This window comes from Exiguobacterium sp. SL-10, assembly GCF_004337025.1.
Taxonomy (GTDB): Bacteria; Bacillota; Bacilli; order Exiguobacteriales; family Exiguobacteriaceae; genus Exiguobacterium.
This window is the reverse complement of the sequence record NZ_SJUP01000017.1, coordinates 18,850-44,017: the sequence shown is the minus strand read 5'-3', so window position 1 is coordinate 44,017 and position 25,168 is coordinate 18,850. Positions and strand designations below refer to the sequence as shown.

The window sequence follows — 25,168 nt, the reverse complement described above, 5'->3', positions numbered from 1 at the left end:
CCATCAACGTCCCCCCGAAGGGTTCAGATGATTTCCTGCGCTCGACTTGCATGTATTAGGCACGCCGCCAGCGTTCGTCCTGAGCCAGGATCAAACTCTCCAAAGAATTTGATATAGCTCTTTAAAAATGACGAAGCTTGCGCTTCATTCAAAAATTGTAAAACATTTTTTGCCTCATCGTTCAGTTTTCAAAGTTCGTCTGTCGCTCATTGGCGACTCTTAAAATAATACAAGTCATCGACACAGTTGTCAACCACTTTTTTTATTCTTTTCCGCTGCCATCAGCGGCAACGTTTATTACTTTACCGCATCCTTAAATAGAACGCAAGACTTTTTGCAAAAGTTTTTCTAAAAAAGTTTTTAGTATCTTTAAACCGGCAACTAATCCCCATAGAAAAACCTCTCGCCCGTAAGAGCGAGAGGTTAAAACGATTCTTTACTGTTGGTGTCGCATCGTTGGGAACAATAGGACATCGCGAATCGATGGTGCATTCGTCAACAACATGACGAGGCGATCGATTCCGATTCCAAGACCGCCTGTTGGCGGCATTCCGTATTCGAGTGCTTCAAGGAAATCGTTGTCCAATTCATGGGCTTCATCATTACCGGCTTCTTTCTCAAGAAGTTGGGCCTCGAAGCGCTCACGCTGATCAATCGGGTCATTCAATTCCGTGAAGGCGTTGGCATGTTCACGACGAACGATGAACAATTCAAACCGATCCGTGAAGCGTGGATCTGTATCGTTCTTTTTCGCCAATGGTGATACTTCGACAGGGTGTCCTGTAACGAACGTTGGTTGCAACAATGTTTCTTCAATTTTCTGCTCAAAGAATTCATTGACGATATGACCGAACGTCATGTGGTCTTGAATTTCGACACCGTGCTCTTTCGCAAGCGCGCGTGCCTCTTCATCAGACATCTGTTTCCAGAAATCGACGCCTGTTTCTTCTTTCACCAAGTCGACCATATGCGCACGTTTCCAACCGACGGCCAAATGAATCGTATCTTCTCCATATTGAACGTCCGTCGTGCCGAGTACTTCTTGTGCTACGTGTGCCACAAGCTCTTCCGTCAAATCCATGATGTCATTATAATCTGCGTACGCTTCATATAGTTCAATCATCGTAAACTCTGGGTTATGACGCGTTGAGATCCCTTCATTACGGAAGACGCGGCCAATCTCATACACGCGCTCGAGACCACCAACAATCAAACGCTTCAAGTGAAGCTCGATGGCGATTCGCATATACAATTCCATATCAAGTGCGTTATGGTGCGTCAAGAATGGACGGGCAGCAGCTCCACCGGCGATGGTGTGCAGCATCGGCGTCTCGACTTCCAAGTAACCGCGATGGTTCAAGAAGTTCCGAATTTCCGAGATGATTCGGCTACGCAAAATAAACGTTTGGCGTGAATCGTTGTTCGTAATCAAATCCAAGTAACGTTGGCGATAGCGTTGCTCGACATCTTTCAAGCCGTGATATTTATCAGGAAGCGGACGAAGTGCTTTCGTCAACAGTTCGAACTCTTCGACGTGGATCGATAATTCGCCGACGTTCGTCTTGAACAACTTCCCTTTCACCCCGACAATATCGCCAAGGTCAGATGATTTAAATAAATCGAACGGTTCGTCACCTACGTCATTTTTGCGCACGTAGATTTGGATTTGTCCTGTAACGTCTTGAATGTGGGCAAAGAAGACTTTCCCTTTTCCACGTTTCGTCATGATTCGTCCGGCAAGCGTCACTTCGACGTCTTGTTCAGCCAAGGCTTCTTTTTCAATTGCCTCATATTGTTCATGTAATTCACCGGCGTGGGCCGAACGTTCAAATCGACGTCCGAACGGGTCAAGCCCTTGTTCACGCATCTCGGTCATTTTTTCAAATCGAACCTGCATTTGGTCATTCATTTCCAACTCGTGACTCACTACTCCATTCACTCCTCTATACGTATTGGGGGATCTTCCTAATAAAAAACTGTCAGCCTCACGGCCAACAGCACAGCCTAAACCGTTTGCTTGTGTGGTTCACTTTTTCGCCAAACAAGCTTACCACAAATCAATTTTTTTCACTAGTTCACACTTCTTGCATTTGTCGCTCGAGTTGCTCCACAAAATGATATAACACAATGCCGAAAGCATCTCGCGATTCTGTTTCATTGATTTGCTTCCGAACCGGGCCGCTGCCTTTCAACCCTTTCAAGTACCACGCCGCATGTTGACGCATCTCGCGAACGGCTGTCACTTCTCCTTTGATGGCAATCAAACGATCAAGATGCAACATACAAATGTCGATCTTTTCACGCGCCGCTGGTTCTGGCGGAAGTTCTCCTGTCTCTAAGTATTGGACGGTTTGATACAACATCCACGGATTTCCTAGCGCCGCCCGTCCAATCATGACGGCATCGACACCAAAATGGTCAATCGCATGCTTCGCTTCTTGAGGTGTCGAGATATCGCCGTTCCCGATAATCGGAACCGTCGCAATTTTCTTGGCTTCGCCGATCCAGTCCCAATTTGCGGTCCCTTCATATTGTTGGGACCTTGTGCGACCGTGAATGGCAATCGCTGCGGCACCACCCGATTGGGCGGCACGAACGTTATCAAGAATATAAATGTGATCCTCATCCCAACCAAGACGCATTTTGACCGTGATCGGTTTATCGACCGCTTGTGACACGGCGTTCACCATCTCATAAACTTTGTCCGGGTCAAGCAACCATTTAGCGCCCGCCTCACACTTCGTGACTTTCGGGACCGGGCACCCCATATTGATATCGATGATGTCCGCGTTCGTATTTTGATCCACATACTGTGCCGCTCGAACGAGTGTATCTTTCGAACCTCCAAAAATTTGAAGGCTGAGCGGTTTTTCCCGCTCATCGACGTACAGCATGCGAAGCGTTCTCGCATTCTCTAATAAAATCCCTTTATCGCTGACCATTTCGGCACAGACGAGTCCCGCACCGAATTCTTTCGCGATCAAACGAAATGCAGGGTTTGTCACTCCGGCCATCGGGGCAAGGACGGCGCGGTTCTTTATATCGATGTTACCAATTTTGAACCCTGACACTTCTCCACTTCCTTTGCTAACATTAAACCGAGTTGACCAATGATTGTAACGGTCCGAGCCGGACGACATCTTGTCGTTCTGACGCAGGGAGGGCTTCAAGTAACGCCCGCACCGTCATTCCCTTTACCTCGATCGCCGGAGCGATCTCCGCGAACGGGGCAAGGACAAAAGCACGTTCCTGCATCCGCGGATGCGGAACAGTTAACTGCTTCGATTGTATATCTTCGCTGTTATAGACCAAGATGTCAAGGTCGATTGTACGTGGTCCATTTTTGAACAGCCGTTCTCTCCCTAAGGCCTGTTCAATCTGTTGGAGCTGAAGCAAGGACGCCTCTGCAGGCATGGTCGAATCGACTTCAACGACCATATTATAGAAGGAGGGCTGATCCGTGTATCCAACCGGTGCCGTCTCGTATACGGACGACTCCTTCGTCACACGAAGGCCGCTTGTCGCCAACGCTTGAATCGCTTCTGCCAGATAGTTGGCACGCTCACCAATATTCGAGCCCAGCGCCACGTACATCATACGTTTCGCCTCCGCGTCATCTCGATTGCGACCGAGTCGTAGTGGCCTGGGATGGGCGGGTCCGGCTTGATGACTTTAACGGTGACGCTTTGAATCTTGTCGCTGTGGGCTAAGACAGCCGTCGTGATACGCTCGCCCAGCGCTTCGAGCAGATTGACCGATTCCCCAGTGACGATGTCTTCCGTCAACTGATAGAGACCGGCATAGCTGACTCCCTCTGATAAATCATCCGTTTGCCCGGACGGCGCCAAGTCCAACTCACACATCAAATCGATGTTGAACCGTTGACCGAGTCGATTCTCCTCCTCAAACACACCGTGATAGCCATAGAAACGCATCCCATTCACAAACATCTTATCCAATTTGTCCGCCTCCCAGCATTGCGTCCATCATAAGTGACGCTCGTTTATTCTCTCTTACGTCATGAACCCGGATCCACGCACAGCCTTTCATGATGCCTAAACACGTCGTCGCCAATGTCCCTTCCAATCGTTCTTCGGTCGGTAAATCAAGTGCTTGGCCGATAAATGATTTCCGCGACGTCCCGAGTAACACCGGATAACCGAGGTTCGTGATCACGTCGAGTCGATTCATCAACTCCATATTTTGCGCATAGTCTTTCGCAAAACCGATTCCCGGGTCTAGCCAAATCATCTCATCCGGCACACCTGCCGCTTGAGCGATTTCAATCGATTCATGCAAGTCCCCGACGACCTCCTCGATGAAATGACCATAATTACGATTGTCACGATTGTGCATCAAGATAATGGGAACGTTATGCGCCCGTGCCACTTGTGCCATCGACTGATCTCCCCACTTCGAACCCCAGACATCATTGATGATATCGGCCCCGGCTTCTAATGCCGCCTTTGCCACCAACGGTTTGTACGTATCGATCGAGATGAGCACGTCAAGTTCTTGCTTCAGTTGACGAATGACAGGAACGACTCGCTCGATTTCTTCTTCCGCGGAGACGAACCGAGCTCCCGGCCGTGTCGATTCCCCGCCGATATCAATCGCGTCCGCTCCGTCTCGAACGAGTTGCTTGGCGTGAGCAATCGCCTGATCAAGCGCCTCATATTGTCCCCCGTCCGAAAACGAGTCTGGCGTTACATTCAAAATGCCCATGATTTTTGTCATCGCGTTTCTTCCCTTTCAATCGCATGCAACAGTTTAGACCAACATGCTTTAAATTTCACTCCGTCCTTGCCCGGGTACGTCCTCCCGGCATAGTCTGTGACCGGAGCGATCTGTTGAACCGAATTGGTCAACCAAATTTCGTCCGCTCGAGCAAGTTCCGCAAACGTCACATCACGTTCCTTCACATCAAACGTATCCATCACCCAACGTCGCGTGACCCCAGCCAGAGGTCCCGTCGCGAGCGGCGTCGTCCAAAGTTGGTCAGCTTCGACCCAGAAGATATTCGAGACAAGCCCTTCCACCACATGTCCTGATTCATCGGCGAACAGACCTTCCGCCTCCCGATCGACGAGCATCCGTTTGCCTAATATATTGTTCATATAATGATGGGACTTTAAGCGGAATGCTGCTTCGGGCCGACTTCTTGGAAACGGGATGGCTTCCAACCGTTTTTCTGTGGGCTGGAACGATTCCGATAACGGTTTGACGATCAGCGTCACGTTCGGACGAGTGTAGCGTCCGTCATAGAGCCCGAGTGGCGCCACCCCTGCTGACACGTTCAAGCGCACATACAGGTTCGAGGTTCCGTTTTGCCGAACGACGTCTTGGATCGCCTGCTCCATCTCTTGTTTCGTATACGGTAAATCAATCCACAGTTCCGCCAAACTCCTCTCAAGCCGTTCCCAGTGGAGATCAAACAAGAACGGAATCCCGTCGAACGTTCGAAACGTCTCGAATAGGCCCATCCCATATAAAAATCCGTGATCCTCCACCGGGATCATCACTTCAGAACTGCCTCGCAGTTCGCCGTTATGCCAAAGCCACATGACGATACACCTCGATGAAGTTGCGAATCATGTCTTTGCCGTGTTCTGTCAAAATCGCTTCTGGATGAAACTGCACTCCTTCAATCGGCAACGTTTCATGCCGTAGTGCCATCACCTCTCCTAGGCTCGTTTCGGCCGTGACATGCAAGCATGACGGTAGCGAATCTCGTTCGACCGCGAGCGAATGATACCGTGTCACAATCGTCTGTTGTGGGACCCCGGCAAACAGCGTCTGGCCGTCATGTCGAATCGCTGACGTCTTTCCATGCATGAGTCGTTCAGCATGGACGACTTTCCCGCCGAATGCTTGGGCAATCGCTTGATGGCCGAGACAGACTCCGAGAATCGGGATGCGACCGGCAAACGCTTGAATCGCGTCGATACTGATTCCGGCCTCGTTCGGTGTGCACGGTCCTGGTGAAATGACGAGATAACTCGGGGCGAGCGCCTCAATTTCTTCAAGCGTGATGTCATCGTTGCGACGGACGACGAGCTGTTCACCGAGTTCCCCAAAATATTGCACTAAATTGTATGTGAACGAATCATAGTTATCGATGAGTAAAATCATACCGTCGCCTCCGTCATTTCTTTCGCTGCCCATAGCGCTTTCGCCTTCGAAAGCGATTCGGCATATTCCGCCTCAGGATCCGAATCGATTACAATCCCGGCACCCGCCTGAACATGAGCCATCCCGTCCTTGACGACCATCGTCCGAATCGTGATGTTGAACACAAGATCGTCATCCCAACTGAGCCAGCCGTATGAACCGGTGTAAATCCCACGTCGGACCGGTTCGAGTTCCTCGATGATTTCCATCGTCCGAATCTTCGGTGCCCCGGTGATGGTGCCTCCCGGGAACATCGCACCGAGTGCTTCAGCACCCGATACGCCATCCCGCATCAGACCGCGTACGTTTGAGACGATGTGTTGGACATGCGAGTACTTCTCGATGACCATCAACTCATCGACATGCACCGTTCCGTACACCGCGACTTTGCCCAAATCGTTTCGTTCAAGGTCGACGAGCATGACGTGTTCAGCTCTTTCTTTTTCATTGTCGAGCAACGTCCGCGCCAGTTCTAAATCCTCTGCCTCGTCTCGGCCTCTCGGTCTTGTCCCAGCGATTGGACGGGTCGAGATGGCAGCGCCATGTTTTTCGAGCAACAGTTCCGGTGAAGCCGACACCATCGTGAGCGAATCGTCAGCGAAATAACCCATATACGGTGAAGGGTTCACTTTCCGAAGCGTGTCGTAGATGTGACGCGGGTGTGCGAGGAGCGGTTCCGATTGCCGGACGCTCAAATTCACCTGAAACACATCGCCCTCGACGATATAGTCTTGAATCTTTTGCACCGCCGTCACAAACTTCTCTTGTGACAGCGAACGCGAACGTTCGACCGTTCCACTCGCGACCGGCGGGAATGTATAATGCGTCTCCGTCCGCCAGAGGGCAGCAAAGCGATCGAGTTTCACCTCTAGCTGATCCTCTGCAGTAACGAGCATATATAAGAGCGACTCTTTTTCATCGAAGACCGCCACTTCATCGAATAATAAGAACGAGACGTCAGGGGTCGCCAAATCGTCTTCCGCTTGCCGTGGTAAACGTTCAAGCGTACGGGCTACGTCATAGCTCACGTAACCGATCATCCCACCGAAAAACGGGGGCGCACCTTCTGGTCGCTCGGTAGCGTAACGGGCTCGAACCATTTCGACGATATCGAGCGGCTCACCATGTATCGTTTCCGTCATCTCTGACGTGACGAACGTCCCGACACCATCTTTCACGTGAAGCGTAGCGAACGGCTCGAATCCGGCCATCGTATAGCGGCCGACTCGTCCACTCTCTAACCACGCATAGTTCTTCTTCCCTTCAGTCAATGTCATATACGTGTCGTACATTTTCTCTTTTGTCATGCTCATGGTTTTGAACGCTGTTCGTCTCAAGCCACATTCCCCCGTTCCACTGATTCATGCCTTTAATTGTACACAAGAAAAGGCAGTTACCGAAAGAAGTTGTCTCCCGGTAACTGCCGTTTGTTTACGAACGTACGCTATCTGATTCTTCATCGAATTGGTAGAGCGGTGTGCTGAGGTAGCGCTCTCCGTTTGACGGGATGATCGCCAGCACGTTTTTCCCTTTGCCGAGACGTTTCGCCGTATCGACAGCCGCAGCAATCGCTGCACCTGACGAGATGCCTCCGAGCACGCCGTTCGTTTTAGCGGCATGACGTGCATATTCAAACGCCTGATCGGTCGTGATTTGAAGGACACCTTCATAAATCTCTGTATCGAGAATCGACGGGATGAATCCGGCCCCGATGCCTTGGATTTTATGCGGGCCTGGTTTGCCACCCGACAACACCGGTGAATCGACCGGTTCGACCGCTAGGATTTGAACGTTCGGGTAGTGGGCTTTCAACACTTTACCCGCTCCCGTGATTGTTCCACCTGTCCCGACGCCAGCGATGAACGCATCGACTTGAAGACCTGACGCATCGAACGCGTCGACGATTTCAGGCCCGGTCGTCATCTCGTGCACGTTCGGGTTGGCTTCATTGTTAAACTGCTGCGGGAGGAAATAACCATTTTGTTCAGCCTCTTCCGTCGCACGGCGAATCGCTCCGCCCATCCCTTCAGGACCCGGCGTCAAAATGAGCTCGGCACCGTAGCCACGAAGCAGATTGCGACGTTCCATGCTCATCGTTTCCGGCATGACCAAAATCGCTTTATAGCCTTTGGCCGCACTGACCATGGCAAGACCGATTCCCGTGTTTCCACTGGTCGGTTCGATAATCGTATCTCCTGGTTTCAAGACCCCTTCACGTTCCGCCGCTTCAATCATGGCGAGTGCAATCCGGTCTTTTACGCTAGAACCCGGGTTCATATACTCTAATTTCAAGTAAACCGTGGCATCTTCAGCGCCAGTTAATCCATTTAACTTCACAATCGGTGTCTTTCCAATCAAATCTGTTACTGAATCTACGATACGCATTTCATTTCCTCCTCCATAATTCCGACTATTCCGATATTGTAATCATACCCTATCGGATTCAAAATATGCAATTTGGAGCCAAGCGGTCAGCGTGCTTGTTGTTTCATCGCCTCTAACTGTTCCGCCGAGAAGTGGTATTTCTCGCCGCAGAAATGGCAGACCGCCTCAGCGCCGCCGTCTTCTTCAATCATTTGACGAATCTCTTCGGTACCGAGACCGATGATTGCACTTTCCATGCGGTCACGGCCACATGTGCAGTTGAATTGAACCGGCTTTTGGTCCAACACTTCGAGGCTGTCGCCAAGGAGCATATGGAGCATCTCTTCCGGCGTCTTCTCTTCACCGATCAATACAGATACTGGAGGGAACGTCTTCAAAGCGTTCTCAAGTGCTTGAATCGTTTCTTCTGACGCATCCGGCATCAATTGAACGATGATACCGCCGGCCGCAAGAATCGATTCATCTTCTGGAAGCACGAGAACACCGGCACCGACGACTGATGGCACTTGTTCTGACGTCGCGAAGTAGTATGTGAAGTCTTCGCTAATTTCGCCCGTTTGAATCTCAGACGAGCCTCCGACGTAGTCTTTCAAACCGAGGTCTTTAATGACCGAGATTGTCCCACGTCCGACCGCTTCGCCAACCTTCAATTTCGTCAAGCCGTGATCGTTCACGAACGTCCCGCCTTCGACGCGAGGGTGTGACACGTAACCACGTACGTCTCCAGCCGTATCAGCGTCGACGATGATTTTCCCGATCGGCCCATCGCCTTCGACTTTAAGCGTCACGCGAGCGGCACCTTTTTGCATCGCACCAATCATCGCACCGACCGTCATTGTCCGACCGAGCGCTGCTGAAGCGACCGGTGTCGTCTGATGACGGAGTTGCGTTTCAAAAATTGTTTTCGTTGTCCGAACGGCAAACGCACGGACTTCACCGTTAAATCCGAGGGCCCGGACGAGGTAATCAGCTTTCATTTGGTCAAGTAATGCTTGTTGTTCTGGTTGAATCATATCGAGTAACTCCTTTAAGTTTATTTCTGGTTTCGTTCATAGATGAGACGAAGTCCATCAAGTGTCAAAAATGAATCGACGGTGTCAATCGTCTCGGCATGCTCGCTAATCAAACGCGCGAGACCACCTGTGGCGATCACAGTCGCTTCTCCGACTTCACGTTTCATGCGGCCGACAATCCCGTCGACTTGCGCGACATAGCCGTAATACGTACCCGACTGCATCGCTTGAATTGTATTTTTTCCAACGACCGTAGGTGGTGTCGCGAGCTCAATCCGCGGCAACTTCGCCGCCCGTTGATAGAGCGCCTCAACCGAGATCATGATACCCGGCGAGATGATTCCTCCGTGATAGCGGCGGTTCTCATCGATATAGCAGTATGTCGTCGCCGTACCGAAATCGACGATGATGAGCGGTCCATCATACTTAGCGATTCCTGCGACCGCATTGACGATGCGGTCCGCACCGACTTCCCGTGGATTGTCCACATGAATGTCGAGACCCGTTTTCACACCAGGACCGACGACAATCGGTCGGACGTTGAAATAGCGCTGCGACATCTGTTCGAGCGGAAAGATGACCGGTGGGACGACCGAAGACAGAATCACGCCGTCAATCTGATCGAACGAGACGTTCGAGTGATCAAACAGCGATTTTACGAGCATGCCGTATTCATCAGTCGTTTTCGTGCGGTCTGTCGAGATGCGCCAATGATGGACGAGTGTCTCGTCATCATACATCCCAAGGACAATATTTGTATTCCCAACATCAATCACTAAAATCATGATAGCGTTCCTCACTTTGTTGTCAATTACAGTTCGCTCGAATTATAACACGAAAAAAGACGAATGCCTTGTTTAGGGCATTCGTCTCTTTCACTTAGCGTGATTCGTTGTTCGGGCGTTCCGTCGGTGTCGCTTCAGGCTTATCGCCTTCAGGGACAACATCCGGTTTCGCTTCTTGGACGACTCCAGGTTGATCGATGACTTGTCCGTGCTTGACGGCCGCCTCATCTTTCTTCGCTTCGTCGTTCGCATCGTCGTTCGATGGTTCAGACGGCTCTTCCGGTTCGTGCGGAAGATATTCGCGCGTCTTGATCAAGTGACGAATTTGTTTCGAATCAAGCGTCTCGACTTCGAGCAACGTCTTCGCGACGAGCTCGAGATCGTCTTTACGATCCGTCAAGATTTGTTTCGCTTTCGCGTAACAACGGTTGATGATATCGCGAATCTCGAGGTCGATATCTTGCGCAATCGCATCCGAGTAGTTCTGTTCCGTTTGGAAGTCACGGCCGAGGAAGACTTGTCCACCATGGTTCGATCCAAGTTGGAGCGGTCCGAGCTTGTCGCTCATGCCGTAATCCATGACCATCTTCCGAGCGATACCAGTCGCGCGTTGGAAGTCATTGCTCGCTCCTGTTGACACTTCACCGAAGATGACGTCTTCCGCCACGCGGCCCCCGAGGAGACCAACGATTTTATCTTCAAGCTCAGGTTTCGTCATAAAGTAGCGATCTTCTTTCGGAAGCATGACGACATATCCACCCGCGTTGCCGCGAGGAACAATCGTCACTTTATGCACTTCGTCTGCGTTCTCGAGTTCAATCCCGATAATCGTATGACCCGCCTCATGATAGGCGACGATTTGGCGTTCTTTCTCCGAGATGACACGGCTCTTCTTAGAAGGACCGGCGATGACACGGTCGATCGCTTCCTCGACATCCACGACCGAGACCGCTGAACGGTTAGACCGGGCTGCGACGAGCGCTGCTTCATTCAACAAGTTTTCAAGGTCAGCACCTGAGAATCCAGGCGTACGCTGCGCGATTGACTTCAAGTCGACTGTCGAATCGAGCGGTTTGTTGCGGGCATGGACTTTAAGGACTGCTTCACGGCCCTTCACATCTGGACGGTCAACCGTGATTTGACGGTCAAATCGACCTGGACGAAGAAGGGCTGGGTCAAGAATGTCCGGACGGTTCGTCGCGGCAATCATGATAATCCCTTCATTGTCGCTAAATCCATCCATCTCAACGAGAAGTTGGTTAAGCGTTTGTTCACGTTCGTCATGTCCGCCACCGAGACCGGCACCACGTTGACGTCCGACTGCATCGATTTCATCGATAAAGATGATACACGGTGCGTTCTTTTTCGCATTCTCGAATAAGTCACGAACACGTGACGCCCCGACACCGACGAACATTTCGACGAAGTCAGAACCTGAGATTGAGAAGAACGGTACACCGGCTTCTCCCGCAGCTGCACGAGCGAGTAACGTTTTACCTGTTCCTGGAGGACCAACGAGCAAGACGCCTTTCGGAATCCGTGCTCCAAGTTTCGAGAACTTGCGAGGGTCTTTCAAGAATTCGACGACTTCGATGAGTTCTTGTTTCTCCTCATCGGCCCCGGCAACATCTTCGAACGTGACGCGACGTTTTTCTTGATCGTAAAGTTTCGCCTTCGATTTCCCGAAGTTCATCACACGACCACCGCCACCGCCACCTTGGGCTTGGTTAAGCAAGAAGAAGAACAAGATGAAGATGATGATGAACGGTAAGATCGCGAATACGATGCTAAACCAGCTACCACTCGATTCTGCTTCTTCTACTTGAATGTCGGTATCCGCCCGAAGCAACGAGAGTACTTCGGCGTATTCGGCCTCGTTGGCCGGGATGTTCGTTTCAAAACGCTGATCTTCGTCTCCTGTAAGGTCACCTGTAATTGAAATAGCTCCCGGGATTTCCTGTACGGTTGCCGTTTCAATTCGATCATCCTCCACATATTCCAAGAACTTCGAATAAGAGAGCGTTTCGCTCTGGCTATTCGGGTTTTGTAAATATTGAAGGAACAAGATCAAGGCCAGGAAAATCACACCGAACACTAAGGTGTTTTTCACTGCACGATTCATTCTCTGCCTCCTATTCCGAGAAACGATGTTCTCGCCCATTCAGTATATGTGTATACTTTGGGTATTTCTTTTATCTTAACACGTCACATTTTCAAAAGAAAAACGTTAGCCCCCGTAAACACTCGGCTTGAGCACACCGACGTACGGAAGGTTACGATATTTCTCTTCGTAATCAAGACCGTAGCCGACGACAAATTCGTGTGGAATCACGAAACCACTATAATCAGCCGACAATCCGTTCTTGCGGCCCGTCGGTTTGTCAAGAAGCGTCACGATTTTAACCGATTTAGCTTTGCGGTACTTGAGAAGATCAACGAGATAGCCGAGTGTAAGTCCACTATCAATGATATCTTCTACAATCAAGATGTCGCGTCCTTCTACAGATGTATTTAAATCTTTCTCAATTTTGACTTCACCAGTCGATGATGTTCCGCCGTGGTACGTCGACACGTCCATGAAATCCATTTCTAAATGAATGTCCATCTCTTTGACGAGGTCCGACATGAATGGCATCGCACCTTTTAACACACAGACGAGGAGTGGGAACTCTTCTTTATATTCTTCGCTAAGGGTTGCAGCGAGTTCTTTCACTTTACCTTGAATCTCTTCATTTGAAATCAGTACTTTTTCCATATCGTTCATTAATGACATCTTAAAATCCTCCTCTTTCTTATCCGACACAATCATCATTTTACCATTAATCGTGGGCACATCGCACCCGACTTATCCGGAAAATCGGAAACTCTTACTCCTACTATAGCGATAACCTGTCCGGTTGCGTCAACTATCAACGGGACAAAAGGTCGTTTTTCTCGCGGAATCTTCGCGTCAATGAAGATACGAGAAACTTTTTTCGTCCCGATGGACAGTTTCATCACATCTCCAGCCTCGACAGAACGAATCACTAATGGTAACTCGACCGCCTCGAGCGGGATGCCCTGCGCCTCTTCAACGACCTCGAGTGAAAACCGACTTGTACCGAACGCCACATGCGCGGGGAACGCCGTCACCACTCGTTCATCCGGGGATGGCATCGGCCGACCGGTCGCCTGTAACGATAAGACTCCGTCGTGTTTCCGCAGTCGCCACGGACCTTCTAAATCGACATGCACTGAACCTCGCGAGCTCGCAAAAAGTCGTTCCATCGCTTCTCCTACTTCTACCCCATATCGAGTACAGAGTAATCGCCCTACGACGTATCGCTCGAGCCGATCCAAACTGATTATGTCCTCTAGTTTCACATGAAACGCTTTCATCTCAAAATGAACCGAGGTCTCCATCCACACCTCCATGCGCTGGTAACGTTCACTCCACAGGTCGCGCTGACGTCGGGCCGTTTCGCTCACGACGTGAACAAGATCCGGTTGTGCCATGAGGAGTTGCGGGACGAACTGATGGCGCAACTTGTTTCGTAAGTAATCCACTTCGGCATTGCTCGCATCTTCTCGCCATTCGAGTCGATGTCGGGTGGCATAAGCAATCAGTTCTCGCTTCGGTTCCGATAAGAGTGGGCGGACGAGTTCTCCTCCGGCAAACGGGCGGCGCTCCGGAATTCCTGTCACTTCGACGACGTTACGTTGAAGTTGGATGAGAACCGTCTCGAGTTGATCGTCTGCATGATGGGCCGTCATCAGTTGTGTATAACCGAATTCCTGCATAACTTGTTCAAAGAACGCATATCGTGCCGTCCGGTAACTCGCCTGTGACCCACCATCCGGAAAAGTGAGTCGCTTACCATGAAACGGGACGCCGTAAGAAGCAGCCAGACGCTGCACGAAACCATACTCTTCATCCGACTCGAGACGCAATCCGTGATGGACGTGGGCCACCCCGATCTCAAGACCGCTTTGAACAGCACGGTCTAACAAGACGACCGAATCGACTCCACCTGACACCGCAATCAATACTTTCGCCATCCGTCGCCCTCCTTGATATAACAAAAGAAGCCATCTCAAGTGAGATGGCTTCTTTTCGCTTAGGTAAGTGACCCGTACGGGATTCGAACCCGTGTTACCGCCGTGAAAGGGCGGTGTCTTAACCGCTTGACCAACGGGCCTAAATAAAATGGTAGCGGCGGAGGGAGTCGAACCCACGACCTCACGGGTATGAACCGTACGCTCTAGCCAGCTGAGCTACACCGCCATGTTATTGTTGTGTCCTAAGCACATTTTCTATAATAACCAGTACTCACGTCAGTGTCAATTCTTTTTTAAAAGTTTTTTTAGAAAAAAATCGTGTACAGTGGCTTCTTATCCACTATACACGATTTTCAGTTCGTTGTGCATCAAGCTTCTGACGTCGTCAGCCGATATTTTTTCTTCCAAGCGATGTGGAAATATCCCCATAACAAGAAGAAACAAGCGGCCGATACGAACGACAGATACAAAATGGCTTGTTGCAAGTAACTCCAGCCATCCGCTGACAAAATCTCTTTATAACCTGCAACTGTATACGTCATCGGTAACCAGGCGTTGAACGGCTGCAACGCACTTGGAATGAGTTCGAGCGGGAATGTCCCGGCCGAAGTCGTCAGTTGCAGAATCAATAAGACAATGGCGACGAAACGACCTGGATTTCCGAGCGTCGTGACAAGCAGTTGCACGATCAACAAGAAAGTGATGCTCACGAGCCAACTGAATCCAAAGAACTGAAGGGGTGCCTCGACTTCAAGTCCGAGCAGCATGACCATCGCCACATCCAAGACGAGCGCTTGAATCAAGCCGACCACGAGCAACACACCTGATTTCGAGACGAGCCACGACAGGCTGCGCTTCGGTTTACCAGCTGGATCGTATAACGGGTAAACGATCGATAACAAGAGCGCCCCGACGAATAGACCGAGCGACATGAAGTATGGTGCAAAGCCGGTTCCATAGTTTGGAACAGGGTGGATGGAATCATTCACAATCGTGACCGGCCCCGCCATCATGTCGACGTTGTCTTCTCGAATGTCAATCGACGCGGCTGCGGCGCCTTCTGCAAGCGCGTCCCGTAACTCACTGTTGCCAGATTCTAAATCTGACAGTCCATTCGCGAGTTGAGTGCTTCCGGATTGTAGGTCTTTGCCCCCATCCGCCAAGCGTGAGGCTCCGTCCGCAAGCGTACTCGTTCCGTCGCCCGCGCTTTTCGCGCCGTCTGCGAGTTTTGAACTTCCTTCAGATAAAGCCCCCGTCGCTTCCGTCAGACGGTTACTACCCGTCGCAAGTTCTGACGTCCCGACTTTCAACTCACCAACGCCCGCACTTATCTGACTGCTTGCAGTAGCCAACTCTTTCGAGCTCGTAGCGGCCGTTTGAGCCCCTTGATCTACTTGGGTCGATCCTTCAGCCAACGCTTGTGCTCCGTTTGCCAATTCGATTTGTCCTTCCTGCAACGTCGCGAGTCCCGAGGCGAGCTCGCTCGCACCTGCCTCGGCTTGTGTCAACCCGTCACCGAGTGCGACTTGTCCTTCTTTCACGCGTGTTGCTCCCGCTGCCAGTTCATCGAATCCGGCTGCGGTTGCCGTTTGACCTTCCGTCAATTGCGCCACGATTGCTTGTAGCATTTCCGGTGGCGCCGATTGCCCAGACTCGGCGAGTGCCGATAGCTGCGTGATCAACTCGTCTTGGCTGGTCAACATCTTTGTTTTCATTTGACCGATTCCATTCACGAGTTGCGTCTCACCTGCAACCAGGCCGGCGTTGCCTTCTTTCGCCGACGTCATCGCCGCCGCTAATTCGTTCGAACCCGCGCTTAATTGAGCACTGCCATCCTTTGAACGAACAATTCCGGCTGCGAGCTCTTGTGCCCCTTGATTGAGGGATGCAGTACCACTCTGCAATTCTTCCAACTTCGACGCGAACGTGCTCGTCCCTTCGACAAGCTGACTCGTCCCATCTTGGAGCGCAGAGGCCCCGTCATTCACTTGACGTGCCCCATCCGCCAAGGCGGCACTGCCGTCATATACTTGCTGGCTCCCATTCGCCAACTCAGCCGTCCCAGACTCAAGTTGTGCGACACCTTCGTTTAACTGACTAGCCCCGTCAGCCAATTCACGTTGCTTCGAAGCGAGTAACGCCGTCCCATCGGCCAGTTCGGTCGCCCCGTTCTCAGCCGTCTTCGAGCCGTCCGCGAGCTTCGCGGCCCCGGCTGCGGCGTCATCGAGCCCCGAGGCGGCGTCTTGAATCCCGTCACGCATTGCACTGACGTACTGTTTGGCGACTTCGGTTGATAGTTCGCTTTTCACTTGTTCCATCGCCGAACCACCGATTTGAGCTGCTAAAAAGTTATATGATTCGTTAGCGATATACTTCAGTTCGAGCTTCTCCGGCTTGTCATCGAGTGCAGTCGTCGCTTTTTCCGAGAAATCCGCCGGAATCTCAATCGCCATGTAATAGTCATGGTCGTCTAATCCGGACGTCGCCTCTTGTTTTGTCGTCTCGACAAATTCGAACGCATCAGATGTCTTTAATTTCTCCACGAGCTCGTCACCGACAGCAAGCTGCTCCCCGTCGAACGTCGCCCCACGGTCCTCGTTCACGATTGCCACCGGCAAGTCTTCCATTTGTCCATACGGATCCCAAAACGCCCATAAAAACATCCCCGCATACATAAGCGGCACGAGCGCGACCGCAAGAATCGGAATCCACACGCGTGGATCTTTCCCGATACTTCGCCATTCTGCTGTCCACAGTTTCCATCCATTCATTTTAACTCTCACCTTTCACTTATAAAACATAACTATTTTTTCATGTTCCTTATTTTGCTCGCTTCCTTTCAAAAATGCAACCCTTTTTAGTTATTTTTTATAACAAAAAAATAAACGACAAAAAAAACCACAGACTTTGAAAGTCTGTGGTTCGTCGTCTTCCTGATGAAGAACGTCTATCGTACGAGTAGAAGCTGATGGTTTACGAAGGGTTACCCGCGCTTGGCTCCACGTCCACCGCGTTTTGAGTCAGTTTGACGTTTTAACGTCGTCAAGCGCTCGTCGCTGTCTTTCAAGAACTTGCTCATCAACGTGTCGAACGTTTCTGGTTCACGGCGTACTTCACGACGTCCGCCGCCGCCACCACGTGGGCCGCCACCGCGTGGGCCACCACCGCGTGGGCCACCTTGTCCTGGACCACCTGGGCGTGGGCCGCCTTGACCCGGTCCGCCCGGGCGTGGGCCACGAGAGAAACGCTCGCCGGCTGGGCGCTCTGGACGTTCACTGACAGGACGATCGACGGCCTTTTTGATAGACAACCCGATTTTGCCATCATTTTCGACGTTTAAGATTTTGACCGTCACTTCTTGACCGACCGTTAGAACCTCATTGATGTCTTTGACGTAAGAATCTGCCACTTCACTGATGTGCACCAAACCCGTTTTGCCATTTGGAAGCTCTACGAACGCTCCGAAATGCGTAATCCCTGTAACCTTACCTTGTACCTTGCTTCCTACTTCAATTGACATAAAATAATGTACTCCTTTTTTTGATTGATTCCCTACAATTATACGAGTCGATTCGCCAACGGTCAACGAACCCACTTATTCCTCTGGTGAGAAGTAAAAAATAATCTCGCCATCTTTCGAGAACAACAGCTCGTTGCGCGCTAGATTGGCGATGTATTCTTCGTCTTGTAAACGCTCGACCTGCTCTTTTAATTCCGATTGCTCGTCCTTCGTTTCTCGAAGTTCGACTTGCGCTTCATTTTGTTTCCGTTCCTGTTCGGACACATATCCGACTTTTGAGAAGTAACTCTGACCGATGAAGACAATCATCAACAAAAAGAGAAGCGAGGCTGCAGCCAGGCGGCGTCGAAGATGGATACGTTGCCGGCTCTTTTCTTTTTCCAGCTGTTCTCTTCGTTCATCAAGAGCCCGAATCCGCTGTTTGCGTTCCATCGGGTTACGTCCATTCATCGAATCACCTTCCTCCTGTCCTGTTACGTCCAGTATACCTTTTTTTTACGCTTCCGTACCACTGTTCACCTTTTCTTCTTTGAGCAAGCGGTACATTTCTTTCGCGTCCTCTTTGCGGGCATGCTCGGCAATCGAGTCGATGACGACCGTGACGAGCTTGTTCCCAAATCGAATTTGCAACTCGTCACCGACTTTGACGTCCGTGCTCGCTTTCGCCACTTGTCCGTTCAATTGAATCCGGCCTTGGTCGGCGACTTCTTTCGCCAACGTACGCCGTTTAATCAAACGGGATACTTTCAAAAACTTGTCTAGTCTCATAATCCCTTCTCCTTCGCTTCATCCCAGAGTCGATCCATCTCGTCGAGCGTCATCTCTCCGATGGAGCCGTTCGCTTCAATATATTCGAATCGTCTCTTAAATTTTTGGTTGGTCCGTTCGAGCGCCTGCTCGGCGTTCAAATTGAAATAACGCGCTACGTTGACGACCGAGAACAGGACATCGCCAAGCTCTCGTTCATCTTCAGGCTGACTTCTCCACTCGTGAAGCTCTTCTTCTAACTTCTCGAACGCACCTTGCACATCGTCCCATTCGAAACCGACTTGAGCAGCTTTCTTCTGCAATTGCTCGGCCCGCATCAACCCAGGTTGCGTCATGAGGACACCATCTAGCTGCGATTTTCTCTTTTCCCCTTTTTCCACTTGTTTAATCGCATTCCAATTCGTCACGACTTCATCGGCATCATCGACCGTCACGTCACCGAACACATGAGGATGACGGCGTACCATCTTCTCACTGACGGTGCCAATGACATCCCGAATATCGAAATAGCCTTCGTCCGCCCCGATTTGGGCATGTAACATGACTTGAAGCAAGACGTCACCGAGCTCTTCGACGATGGCATCATCGTCTTCCTCGTCGATCGCTTCAATCAATTCGTACGCTTCTTCAAGCAAATATTTGCGAAGCGATTCGTGCGTCTGCTTTCGATCCCATGGGCACCCGTCCGGTCCACGGAGTGTCTCGATGATGTGCTTCAGCGTCGAGAACTCGCGGGCGAGATGTGCTTCGTCCATCAACGGCGGCACATAGAGCGTCGTCAAGTTATCGACCTCTGCCACGCGGTCCATCTCGTAGAGTGGGATTTCACTGACCCGCTCGCGTTTCGTCCCAGCAGCCGTCACGAGTTTGACGATATGCTCATCCGGATATCGTTCCATCAATTGGACTTTCACGTCTCCGGCCACGAACCCGTCATACACTTGTCCGATCAACACGTGTTGGGTCACTTGAATCCGTTCCACATCGAGCGCCGTCGCATCGAGTAATTGGAAGCCGTTGATTGGGTCGATGCGAAGGGCTTGGAACATGGCGTCCAAAAAGCTCTGTCCCCCGAGGAACGTGACGTTCGCATCTTGCTCGACGAGCAGTTCGACCGTACGCTCCGCCACGAACGGATGACCCGGCACGGCATAGGTGATGGCCATCTCTTCACTCTTCTCAAGCAATGTCGCAACGATTTGGGTATACACTTCCTCAAACGTATCGCACGATTCATAAATCGAGTCAAACGATTCAAAGTGAACGCCTTCCATCTCCAGCTCTTTGACGACCGGGTGCTCTTTCGTACGCAACCAAACGAGCGGTTGCTGTTTCAAGTGACGATAGACACCGAGTGGTAATTGCTCGAGTTCGCCAGACCCGAGGCCGACGACCGTAATTCCGTAACTCATATTTAATTCTCCTTTTTTTCTAACAGATTGATGAGTCGACCTCCGAACGGAATCATCTCCCACTCTTCTGTCGTCAATACTTGTTCTTTCCATAATCGCCAGACATAACTGCCGGCCCCAAGCAAGAGCATGAATCCAAGCCAGACGAGGGCGTCAAGACGGTCTGTCAACCAATCAAGCGCAATAACATTCAAGCCGAGCAAGACGACGCCCATCGGCGCCACCGTTTTGACGAGACGCCCATAGTGTTTAAATCGGAGCATGCCTAGCGGGATGATTTGATCGAGCCGATTGAAGTTGAAGGCGGCCATCGCTAAAAAGGCAATCGACGTTCCAATGGCGGCCCCTTCAATACCGTAGTGAGGAACGAGCCACAGGTTGCTGATCAGCTTGACACCGATTGCGAGAAGCATGCCGATTGCGGCCGTCCGTTCCCGGTCAATCGCCTGTAGACACGTCATACTCGCTACGGCAAGCGATGCGGCAAACGTGCTCGTCGAGAGTAAGACGAGCGCCATTGTTCCGGCCGCATTTTCAAATAAGGCGATATTTAACGGGAACATGACGCCCATCAGGCCAACCGTCGCCGCTACGGCAACTGTCGTCGTCACGCGAATCATCGAGCTGAGTCCGAAAGACGTCGCCTCGACCCGACCGGCACGATAATGGCGCACCAAGTTCGGTACGTTCGCCATCCCGAGCGCCGTCGTGAAAAGAATCGCGAATTGAACGAGCGGATAGCCTCGGTCAAATACCCCTTTCCCGACTTTCGCCGCGTAATCCCCACCCATCAGATTGACAATCGTGAATGAGTCGACGAGTTGCATCCATAAAATCCCGAGCGAGGCGAATCCGACGGCAAAGCCGGTCGTCAGTAAGATTCGAAGGACAGACCGCAACGTCGCGGATTGTACCGGGACGACTCTTAGCTGCTTCGCCCATAACGACAAGATGACAATGGCGATGACACCCCCGACGAGCGTCGCTGCGTACGCATAACGGCTCAACGTATAGGCGTCTTGTCCAAAGCGGACGCCAATCAACAAGGCGATGAGCAAAACTGTGACGCGGACAAGATTTTCGAGCACTTGCGAAATGGCGCTTGGTCTCAAGTCATCGACTGATTGAAACGAACCGCGGAGCACCGCCAACGCGGGCATGAGCAAATAACTCAGACTGATCACGCGTAACGTCGGTGCGAGTTCTACATCACCGAGGAGACGGGCAATAACCGGCGCGAGCGCCCACATCGCGATGACAAGTGTGAGAGCGAGACCGAGCAAGACATAAAAACTTCCCCATAACACTTCGAGCTTTCGCCGCGGCCCTTGGGCCCCGACACCGATTTTCGCAATCACGACCGGCATCGCATACATGCCGAGCGAGGCGACGATTGCGGCAAATGGATATACCGTCTGATAGGCATATAACCCGAAGTCTCCCGCGATATTTTGGTACGGGACCCGATACGCAAAACTGATGAACTTTGAAAGATAGCCCGCGAGCGCAAATAAGACGACCCCGGTCGCAAACTTACTTGGCGACCGCATGCGCCAACCTCTTCACGAGCTCCTCAAGTACAGTATCGGCATCATTCAACAGCTCGACGACTGGCATCCGACCGCTGAGCGACAACTTGAGCGCGCCGTTGTCTTGACCGACACCGAGCTTCCGGCCGAGCGGCATCGTCCATTCCATGAATGATGGGACGTCAAGCGCCGTCGTCGATTCGAGCGACAATACCATCTCGATGCGACCCGGTGTCTGTTTGATACGGGCCACTTTCGCCATTTCCCCGTAAATCCGTAGACGCGTCAGTTGGATGAGGAGGGAGACCGGTTCTGGGAATTCGCCGAACCGTTCAATCAACTCGTCTTGAAGGGCGAACAAAGCCTCTGGTGTATCAACATATTTGAAACGTTTGTACATCTCAATTTTCAATTCGCTATCTGACAAATACTCGTCTGGGATATACGCGTCCGCTTGGAACGTGATCTCCGGTTTGAAGACGACTTGTTTCGCCTGACCGCGCATCCGGTCTTTCCGTTCTTCGATGGCTTCAGACAACATTTGCGAGTATAAATCGAACCCGACCGAATCAATAAAGCCGGATTGCTGGGCTCCGAGCAAATTGCCGGCGCCGCGAATCGATAAGTCGCGCATCGCGATTTTGAACCCGCTCCCGAGCTCCGTGAACTCCTTGATGGCCTGTAACCGGCTCTCCGCGACCTCGGTCAAGCGCTTGTCTTTCCGATACGTGAAGTAGGCGTAGGCAATCCGGTTGGAACGGCCGACTCGACCACGCAACTGATACAGTTGTGACAGCCCCATCTTATCCGCATCGTGGACGATGAGCGTGTTTACGTTCGGGATATCGATGCCGGTCTCGATAATCGTCGTCGAGACGAGCACGTCCGCTTCTCCTTCAAGGAAGCTGATGAGCTGGCTCTCGAGTTCCGTCTCGGTCATCCGACCGTGCGCCGTCGCGATGCGCGCTTCCGGTAACAAAGCGCGAATCTCTTCAGCCTTCCGTTCAATCCCTTCAACGCGGTTGTAGAGGAAGAACGCCTGCCCGCCTCGTGCGAGTTCGCGCTCCAGTGCCTCACGCAGCACGATGCCGTCATACTCCATGACATACGTCTGGACCGGGTAGCGGTTCTCTGGCGGTGTCTCGAGAACCGACAAATCTCGAATCCCAATCATTGACATATGGAGCGTCCGCGGGATCGGTGTCGCTGTGAGCGTCAAGACATCGATGTTCGTCTTCAACTGCTTGAGTCGCTCTTTATGTTTGACCCCGAAACGTTGTTCCTCATCGATGATGACGAGACCGAGGTCGGCGAACGTGACGTCTTTCGACAAAACACGGTGCGTCCCGACGACGACGTCAATCGTCCCTTCCTTTAAACCTTTCTTCGTTGCAGCCATCTCGCTTTTCGAGCGGAATCGGCTCATGACGGAGACGTTGATTGGAAACTCACTGAACCGCTCGAGCATCGTCTCGTAATGTTGTTGTGCGAGCACGGTCGTCGGCACGAGAAAAGCGACTTGTTTGCCGGCAAGAACCGCTTTAAATGCGGCTCGAATCGCCACTTCTGTCTTTCCATAACCGACATCGCCACAGAGGAGACGGTCCATCGGTCGCGATCGCTCCATGTCGGCCTTGATTTCAGCGATAGAACGGACCTGGTCCTCTGTCTCCGCATACGGGAACGAACCTTCAAATTGGCTCATCTCCTCATCATCGGTCGGGAATGCATAGCCGACGGACGCTTCCCGCGCCGCATACAGCTTGATCAGCTCATCGGCGATATCTTCGACCGATTTGGCGACTTTCGATTTGACCTTCTTCCACTCGGTTCCACCAAGTTTATAAATCTTCGGCTCTTTCCCTTCGGCCCCGACATATTTTTGGACGAGATCGATTTGATCGACGGGGACATAGAGCGCATCATCGCCGGCGTAGACAAGATGTAAGTAGTCTTGGTGAATGCCGCCGACTTCGATGGTTTTGATGCCGAGGTACTTCCCAATCCCGTGATGGATGTGGACGACGTGGTCGTTCGGTTTTAATTCTTGATAACTTTTAATCCGTTCAGCGTTCGTCAAGTTCTTCGTCTGTCGTTTCCGTTTCGTGACACGCTTGAACAGTTCCTCTTCGGAAACGACGACGAGACGGCTCGTCGAGAGTTCGAATCCGCCTTCGATTTGCCCGATCATGACGTGGACGTGACGCGGCAACAGCTCGCCATCCACATTCGTGAACGTGGACGAGATGCCATAGTCTTCAAGCAACGCCACGACTTTATCGGCTCGCATTTGATCTCCTGCTAAAAAGACGAGGCGATGGTCACCTTGTTGCCACCGTTCAACTTCTTGCTTCAGCAAATGCATCTGTCCGTGGAACGCCGGGAGCGGACGGCAACTGAGATGGACCGTGTTCGTCTCCGGAATTCCCGACCGTCTCGATGGGAGGAGCGAGAACGCCACTTGCTTCAAATCACGAAACACTTTATGCATCGGGACGGCGAGCGTATAGTTGCTGACGGACTCACCGCGTTCAATGAGCGACGAGAACCATTCGGCTTCCTCACGGTCTTGCACATCGGCAGCATCTTCAATCCGTGCCACTTCATCTAAAATTAAGACAGCATCCGGTCCGACGTAATCAAGGAGCGTCGAACTATATAGGAGCGGGGTATACTTCCCGACCTTCTCAGGTGCTTCGCCACGGCCAAACTGTTCGATGTCCCGAGCGATCCCGTCCTCGAGCGCTTGACGAATCGTCTCCGTCTCGATCAACGAGAGCGTCCGATCGTATTGACGTTCGAGTGCCTGTCCAGCTTTTTTCAGTTGTTCTGTCGACGCGATAAACTCGGTGGCCGGTGGAATGACCGCTTCAGCGACGACCCCGAGTGAACGTTGTGTCTCAGCATCGAACGTAAAGATCGAATCCACTTCGGTATCGAATAAATCGATGCGATATGGACGCGCTTCAGTAAGCGGATAGACGTCTAAAATACTTCCCCGTACAGAGAACTCACCCGGCGCGGTCACGGTGGCCGTGCGTTCATATCCGAGCGTGATGAGCGTCTCGGCAAACGGCTTCAAATCGAGTTCTTGCCCTGGTTTGATGATGCGATGGCTCGTCTGCCAGTCCGTCGGGCTCGGGATAAAGCGACGTAACCCACCAAGTGGCACGACAAGGACGCCTCCCGTTTCGTTAAGGAGACGTGTTCGAACTTCAATCCGCGCGGCAAGCAGTTCCGGGCTCGATGTGAGTGACAGTTCGCCAGCGAGCGTCTCGTCAATCGGATAAAGCAACGTGTTGCTCGGGCCGACGAGCGACTCGAGCTGATCATACATTTTTTGCGCTTGATACATGTTATGCGTGACGACGACGAGGCGTCTTGGCGAATTTTTCGCCAAACCTGCCAACACGAGCGCCTTAGCACTCGTTGTCAGACCGGTGACGAGTTGACGATCGACTTTTGGCAACCGCTCCCGAATCACGTTCGTCTCAGGCAATGCCAACATGAATTTCTCTAAAGCATTCATTTGATTTCCTCCACCTCA

Annotated in this window: 21 protein-coding genes, 2 tRNA genes and 1 rRNA gene; all 24 read right to left on the bottom strand. The window is 51.6% G+C overall.

Features of this window, described 5'->3' with window-relative positions; all coding sequences use genetic code 11:
• A 16S ribosomal RNA gene (locus tag EVJ33_RS14280) occupies positions 1 to 106 on the bottom strand; the annotation flags it as partial.
• 330 nt (positions 107 to 436) lie between these two features.
• Positions 437 to 1,927: a lysine--tRNA ligase gene (lysS, locus tag EVJ33_RS14275; protein WP_131438124.1), complete on the bottom strand. Its 1,491-nt coding sequence runs from the start codon at positions 1,925 to 1,927 to the stop codon at positions 437 to 439.
• Between the two features lie 148 nt (positions 1,928 to 2,075).
• Positions 2,076 to 3,014 carry a tRNA dihydrouridine synthase DusB gene (gene dusB / locus EVJ33_RS14270; RefSeq protein ID WP_236634647.1) on the bottom strand — a complete coding sequence of 313 codons (939 nt, stop codon included), beginning with the start codon at positions 3,012 to 3,014 and terminating at the stop codon, positions 2,076 to 2,078.
• Positions 3,015 to 3,093: 79 nt separating this feature from the next.
• The gene (gene folK / locus EVJ33_RS14265) at positions 3,094 to 3,597 is read right to left on the bottom strand and encodes a 2-amino-4-hydroxy-6-hydroxymethyldihydropteridine diphosphokinase (RefSeq protein WP_131438120.1); all 504 of its coding nucleotides are present in this window, start codon (positions 3,595 to 3,597) and stop codon (positions 3,094 to 3,096) included.
• Positions 3,594 to 3,959, bottom strand: a complete 366-nt coding sequence (gene folB / locus EVJ33_RS14260; protein ID WP_236634646.1) for a dihydroneopterin aldolase — start codon at positions 3,957 to 3,959, stop codon at positions 3,594 to 3,596. Before folB ends, folK begins: the two co-directional genes overlap by 4 nt.
• Positions 3,952 to 4,737 carry a dihydropteroate synthase gene (folP, locus tag EVJ33_RS14255; protein ID WP_131438119.1) on the bottom strand — a complete coding sequence of 262 codons (786 nt, stop codon included), beginning with the start codon at positions 4,735 to 4,737 and terminating at the stop codon, positions 3,952 to 3,954. The genes folB and folP overlap by 8 nt, the downstream gene beginning before the upstream one ends.
• The gene (locus tag EVJ33_RS14250) at positions 4,734 to 5,564 is read right to left on the bottom strand and encodes an aminotransferase class IV (RefSeq protein ID WP_131438118.1); all 831 of its coding nucleotides are present in this window, start codon (positions 5,562 to 5,564) and stop codon (positions 4,734 to 4,736) included. Before EVJ33_RS14250 ends, folP begins: the two co-directional genes overlap by 4 nt.
• On the bottom strand, positions 5,548 to 6,132 hold the full coding sequence (gene pabA / locus EVJ33_RS14245; RefSeq protein WP_131438117.1) for an aminodeoxychorismate/anthranilate synthase component II: 585 nt from the start codon (positions 6,130 to 6,132) through the stop codon (positions 5,548 to 5,550). Before pabA ends, EVJ33_RS14250 begins: the two co-directional genes overlap by 17 nt.
• The gene (locus EVJ33_RS14240) at positions 6,129 to 7,508 is read right to left on the bottom strand and encodes an anthranilate synthase component I family protein (RefSeq protein ID WP_236634645.1); all 1,380 of its coding nucleotides are present in this window, start codon (positions 7,506 to 7,508) and stop codon (positions 6,129 to 6,131) included. The genes pabA and EVJ33_RS14240 overlap by 4 nt, the downstream gene beginning before the upstream one ends.
• 94 nt (positions 7,509 to 7,602) lie before the next feature.
• Positions 7,603 to 8,556, bottom strand: a complete 954-nt coding sequence (cysK, locus tag EVJ33_RS14235; RefSeq protein WP_131438116.1) for a cysteine synthase A — start codon at positions 8,554 to 8,556, stop codon at positions 7,603 to 7,605.
• A gap of 86 nt (positions 8,557 to 8,642) precedes the next feature.
• Positions 8,643 to 9,569, bottom strand: coding sequence for an Hsp33 family molecular chaperone HslO (hslO, locus tag EVJ33_RS14230; protein ID WP_131438115.1), 927 nt, complete (start codon positions 9,567 to 9,569; stop codon positions 8,643 to 8,645).
• Between the two features lie 20 nt (positions 9,570 to 9,589).
• Entirely contained in the window at positions 9,590 to 10,354 is a 765-nt protein-coding gene (locus EVJ33_RS14225) for a type III pantothenate kinase (protein ID WP_131438114.1), read from the bottom strand.
• A 94-nt stretch (positions 10,355 to 10,448) separates the two neighbouring features.
• The gene (gene ftsH, locus EVJ33_RS14220) at positions 10,449 to 12,476 is read right to left on the bottom strand and encodes an ATP-dependent zinc metalloprotease FtsH (RefSeq protein ID WP_131438112.1); all 2,028 of its coding nucleotides are present in this window, start codon (positions 12,474 to 12,476) and stop codon (positions 10,449 to 10,451) included.
• 105 nt (positions 12,477 to 12,581) lie between these two features.
• A complete protein-coding gene (gene hpt, locus EVJ33_RS14215) occupies positions 12,582 to 13,127 on the bottom strand; it encodes a hypoxanthine phosphoribosyltransferase (protein ID WP_131438110.1) in 546 nt (181 codons plus the stop codon).
• 35 nt (positions 13,128 to 13,162) lie between these two features.
• Positions 13,163 to 14,392: a tRNA lysidine(34) synthetase TilS gene (gene tilS / locus EVJ33_RS14210; RefSeq protein ID WP_201739722.1), complete on the bottom strand. Its 1,230-nt coding sequence runs from the start codon at positions 14,390 to 14,392 to the stop codon at positions 13,163 to 13,165.
• Between the two features lie 68 nt (positions 14,393 to 14,460).
• Positions 14,461 to 14,532 (bottom strand) — tRNA-Glu (locus tag EVJ33_RS14205).
• 9 nt (positions 14,533 to 14,541) lie between these two features.
• Positions 14,542 to 14,618 (bottom strand) — tRNA-Met (locus EVJ33_RS14200).
• A 142-nt stretch (positions 14,619 to 14,760) separates the two neighbouring features.
• Positions 14,761 to 17,163 (bottom strand): YhgE/Pip domain-containing protein, encoded by a 2,403-nt coding sequence (locus tag EVJ33_RS14195; RefSeq protein WP_131438106.1) that lies wholly within the window; start codon positions 17,161 to 17,163, stop codon positions 14,761 to 14,763.
• Between the two features lie 212 nt (positions 17,164 to 17,375).
• On the bottom strand, positions 17,376 to 17,912 hold the full coding sequence (locus EVJ33_RS14190) for a S1 domain-containing RNA-binding protein (protein WP_131438105.1): 537 nt from the start codon (positions 17,910 to 17,912) through the stop codon (positions 17,376 to 17,378).
• 75 nt (positions 17,913 to 17,987) lie between these two features.
• Positions 17,988 to 18,362 (bottom strand): FtsB family cell division protein, encoded by a 375-nt coding sequence (locus tag EVJ33_RS14185; RefSeq protein WP_131438103.1) that lies wholly within the window; start codon positions 18,360 to 18,362, stop codon positions 17,988 to 17,990.
• A 45-nt stretch (positions 18,363 to 18,407) separates the two neighbouring features.
• Complete coding sequence (locus tag EVJ33_RS14180; RefSeq protein ID WP_021065741.1) at positions 18,408 to 18,680, bottom strand: RNA-binding S4 domain-containing protein; 273 nt, start codon at positions 18,678 to 18,680, stop codon at positions 18,408 to 18,410.
• Positions 18,677 to 20,092 carry a bifunctional methyltransferase/pyrophosphohydrolase YabN gene (gene yabN, locus EVJ33_RS14175; RefSeq protein ID WP_131438102.1) on the bottom strand — a complete coding sequence of 472 codons (1,416 nt, stop codon included), beginning with the start codon at positions 20,090 to 20,092 and terminating at the stop codon, positions 18,677 to 18,679. The genes EVJ33_RS14180 and yabN overlap by 4 nt, the downstream gene beginning before the upstream one ends.
• Before the next feature lie 2 nt (positions 20,093 to 20,094).
• On the bottom strand, positions 20,095 to 21,642 hold the full coding sequence (locus EVJ33_RS14170) for a polysaccharide biosynthesis protein (protein ID WP_131438100.1): 1,548 nt from the start codon (positions 21,640 to 21,642) through the stop codon (positions 20,095 to 20,097).
• Positions 21,626 to 25,150 (bottom strand): transcription-repair coupling factor, encoded by a 3,525-nt coding sequence (gene mfd / locus EVJ33_RS14165; RefSeq protein WP_131438098.1) that lies wholly within the window; start codon positions 25,148 to 25,150, stop codon positions 21,626 to 21,628. The genes EVJ33_RS14170 and mfd overlap by 17 nt, the downstream gene beginning before the upstream one ends.
• Positions 25,151 to 25,168 lie beyond the last annotated feature (18 nt).

Bases quoted from the DNA above. Each gene is read 5' to 3' on its own strand.
- pabA (WP_131438117.1), bottom strand. From the start codon at position 6,132: ATGATTTTACTCATCGATAACTATGATTCGTTCACATACAATTTAGTG.
- ftsH (WP_131438112.1), bottom strand. From the start codon at position 12,476: ATGAATCGTGCAGTGAAAAACACCTTAGTGTTCGGTGTGATTTTCCTG.
- EVJ33_RS14190 (WP_131438105.1), bottom strand. From the start codon at position 17,912: ATGTCAATTGAAGTAGGAAGCAAGGTACAAGGTAAGGTTACAGGGATT.
- hslO (WP_131438115.1), bottom strand. From the start codon at position 9,569: ATGATTCAACCAGAACAACAAGCATTACTTGACCAAATGAAAGCTGAT.
- dusB (WP_236634647.1), bottom strand. From the start codon at position 3,014: ATGGCCGGAGTGACAAACCCTGCATTTCGTTTGATCGCGAAAGAATTC.
- mfd (WP_131438098.1), bottom strand. From the start codon at position 25,150: ATGAATGCTTTAGAGAAATTCATGTTGGCATTGCCTGAGACGAACGTG.
- EVJ33_RS14170 (WP_131438100.1), bottom strand. From the start codon at position 21,642: ATGCGGTCGCCAAGTAAGTTTGCGACCGGGGTCGTCTTATTTGCGCTC.
- yabN (WP_131438102.1), bottom strand. From the start codon at position 20,092: ATGAGTTACGGAATTACGGTCGTCGGCCTCGGGTCTGGCGAACTCGAG.
- tilS (WP_201739722.1), bottom strand. From the start codon at position 14,392: ATGGCGAAAGTATTGATTGCGGTGTCAGGTGGAGTCGATTCGGTCGTC.
- cysK (WP_131438116.1), bottom strand. From the start codon at position 8,556: ATGCGTATCGTAGATTCAGTAACAGATTTGATTGGAAAGACACCGATT.
- folP (WP_131438119.1), bottom strand. From the start codon at position 4,737: ATGACAAAAATCATGGGCATTTTGAATGTAACGCCAGACTCGTTTTCG.
- folK (WP_131438120.1), bottom strand. From the start codon at position 3,597: ATGATGTACGTGGCGCTGGGCTCGAATATTGGTGAGCGTGCCAACTAT.
- EVJ33_RS14250 (WP_131438118.1), bottom strand. From the start codon at position 5,564: ATGTGGCTTTGGCATAACGGCGAACTGCGAGGCAGTTCTGAAGTGATG.
- EVJ33_RS14195 (WP_131438106.1), bottom strand. From the start codon at position 17,163: ATGAATGGATGGAAACTGTGGACAGCAGAATGGCGAAGTATCGGGAAA.
- EVJ33_RS14225 (WP_131438114.1), bottom strand. From the start codon at position 10,354: ATGATTTTAGTGATTGATGTTGGGAATACAAATATTGTCCTTGGGATG.
- hpt (WP_131438110.1), bottom strand. From the start codon at position 13,127: ATGTCATTAATGAACGATATGGAAAAAGTACTGATTTCAAATGAAGAG.
- EVJ33_RS14180 (WP_021065741.1), bottom strand. From the start codon at position 18,680: ATGAGACTAGACAAGTTTTTGAAAGTATCCCGTTTGATTAAACGGCGT.
- EVJ33_RS14185 (WP_131438103.1), bottom strand. From the start codon at position 18,362: ATGAATGGACGTAACCCGATGGAACGCAAACAGCGGATTCGGGCTCTT.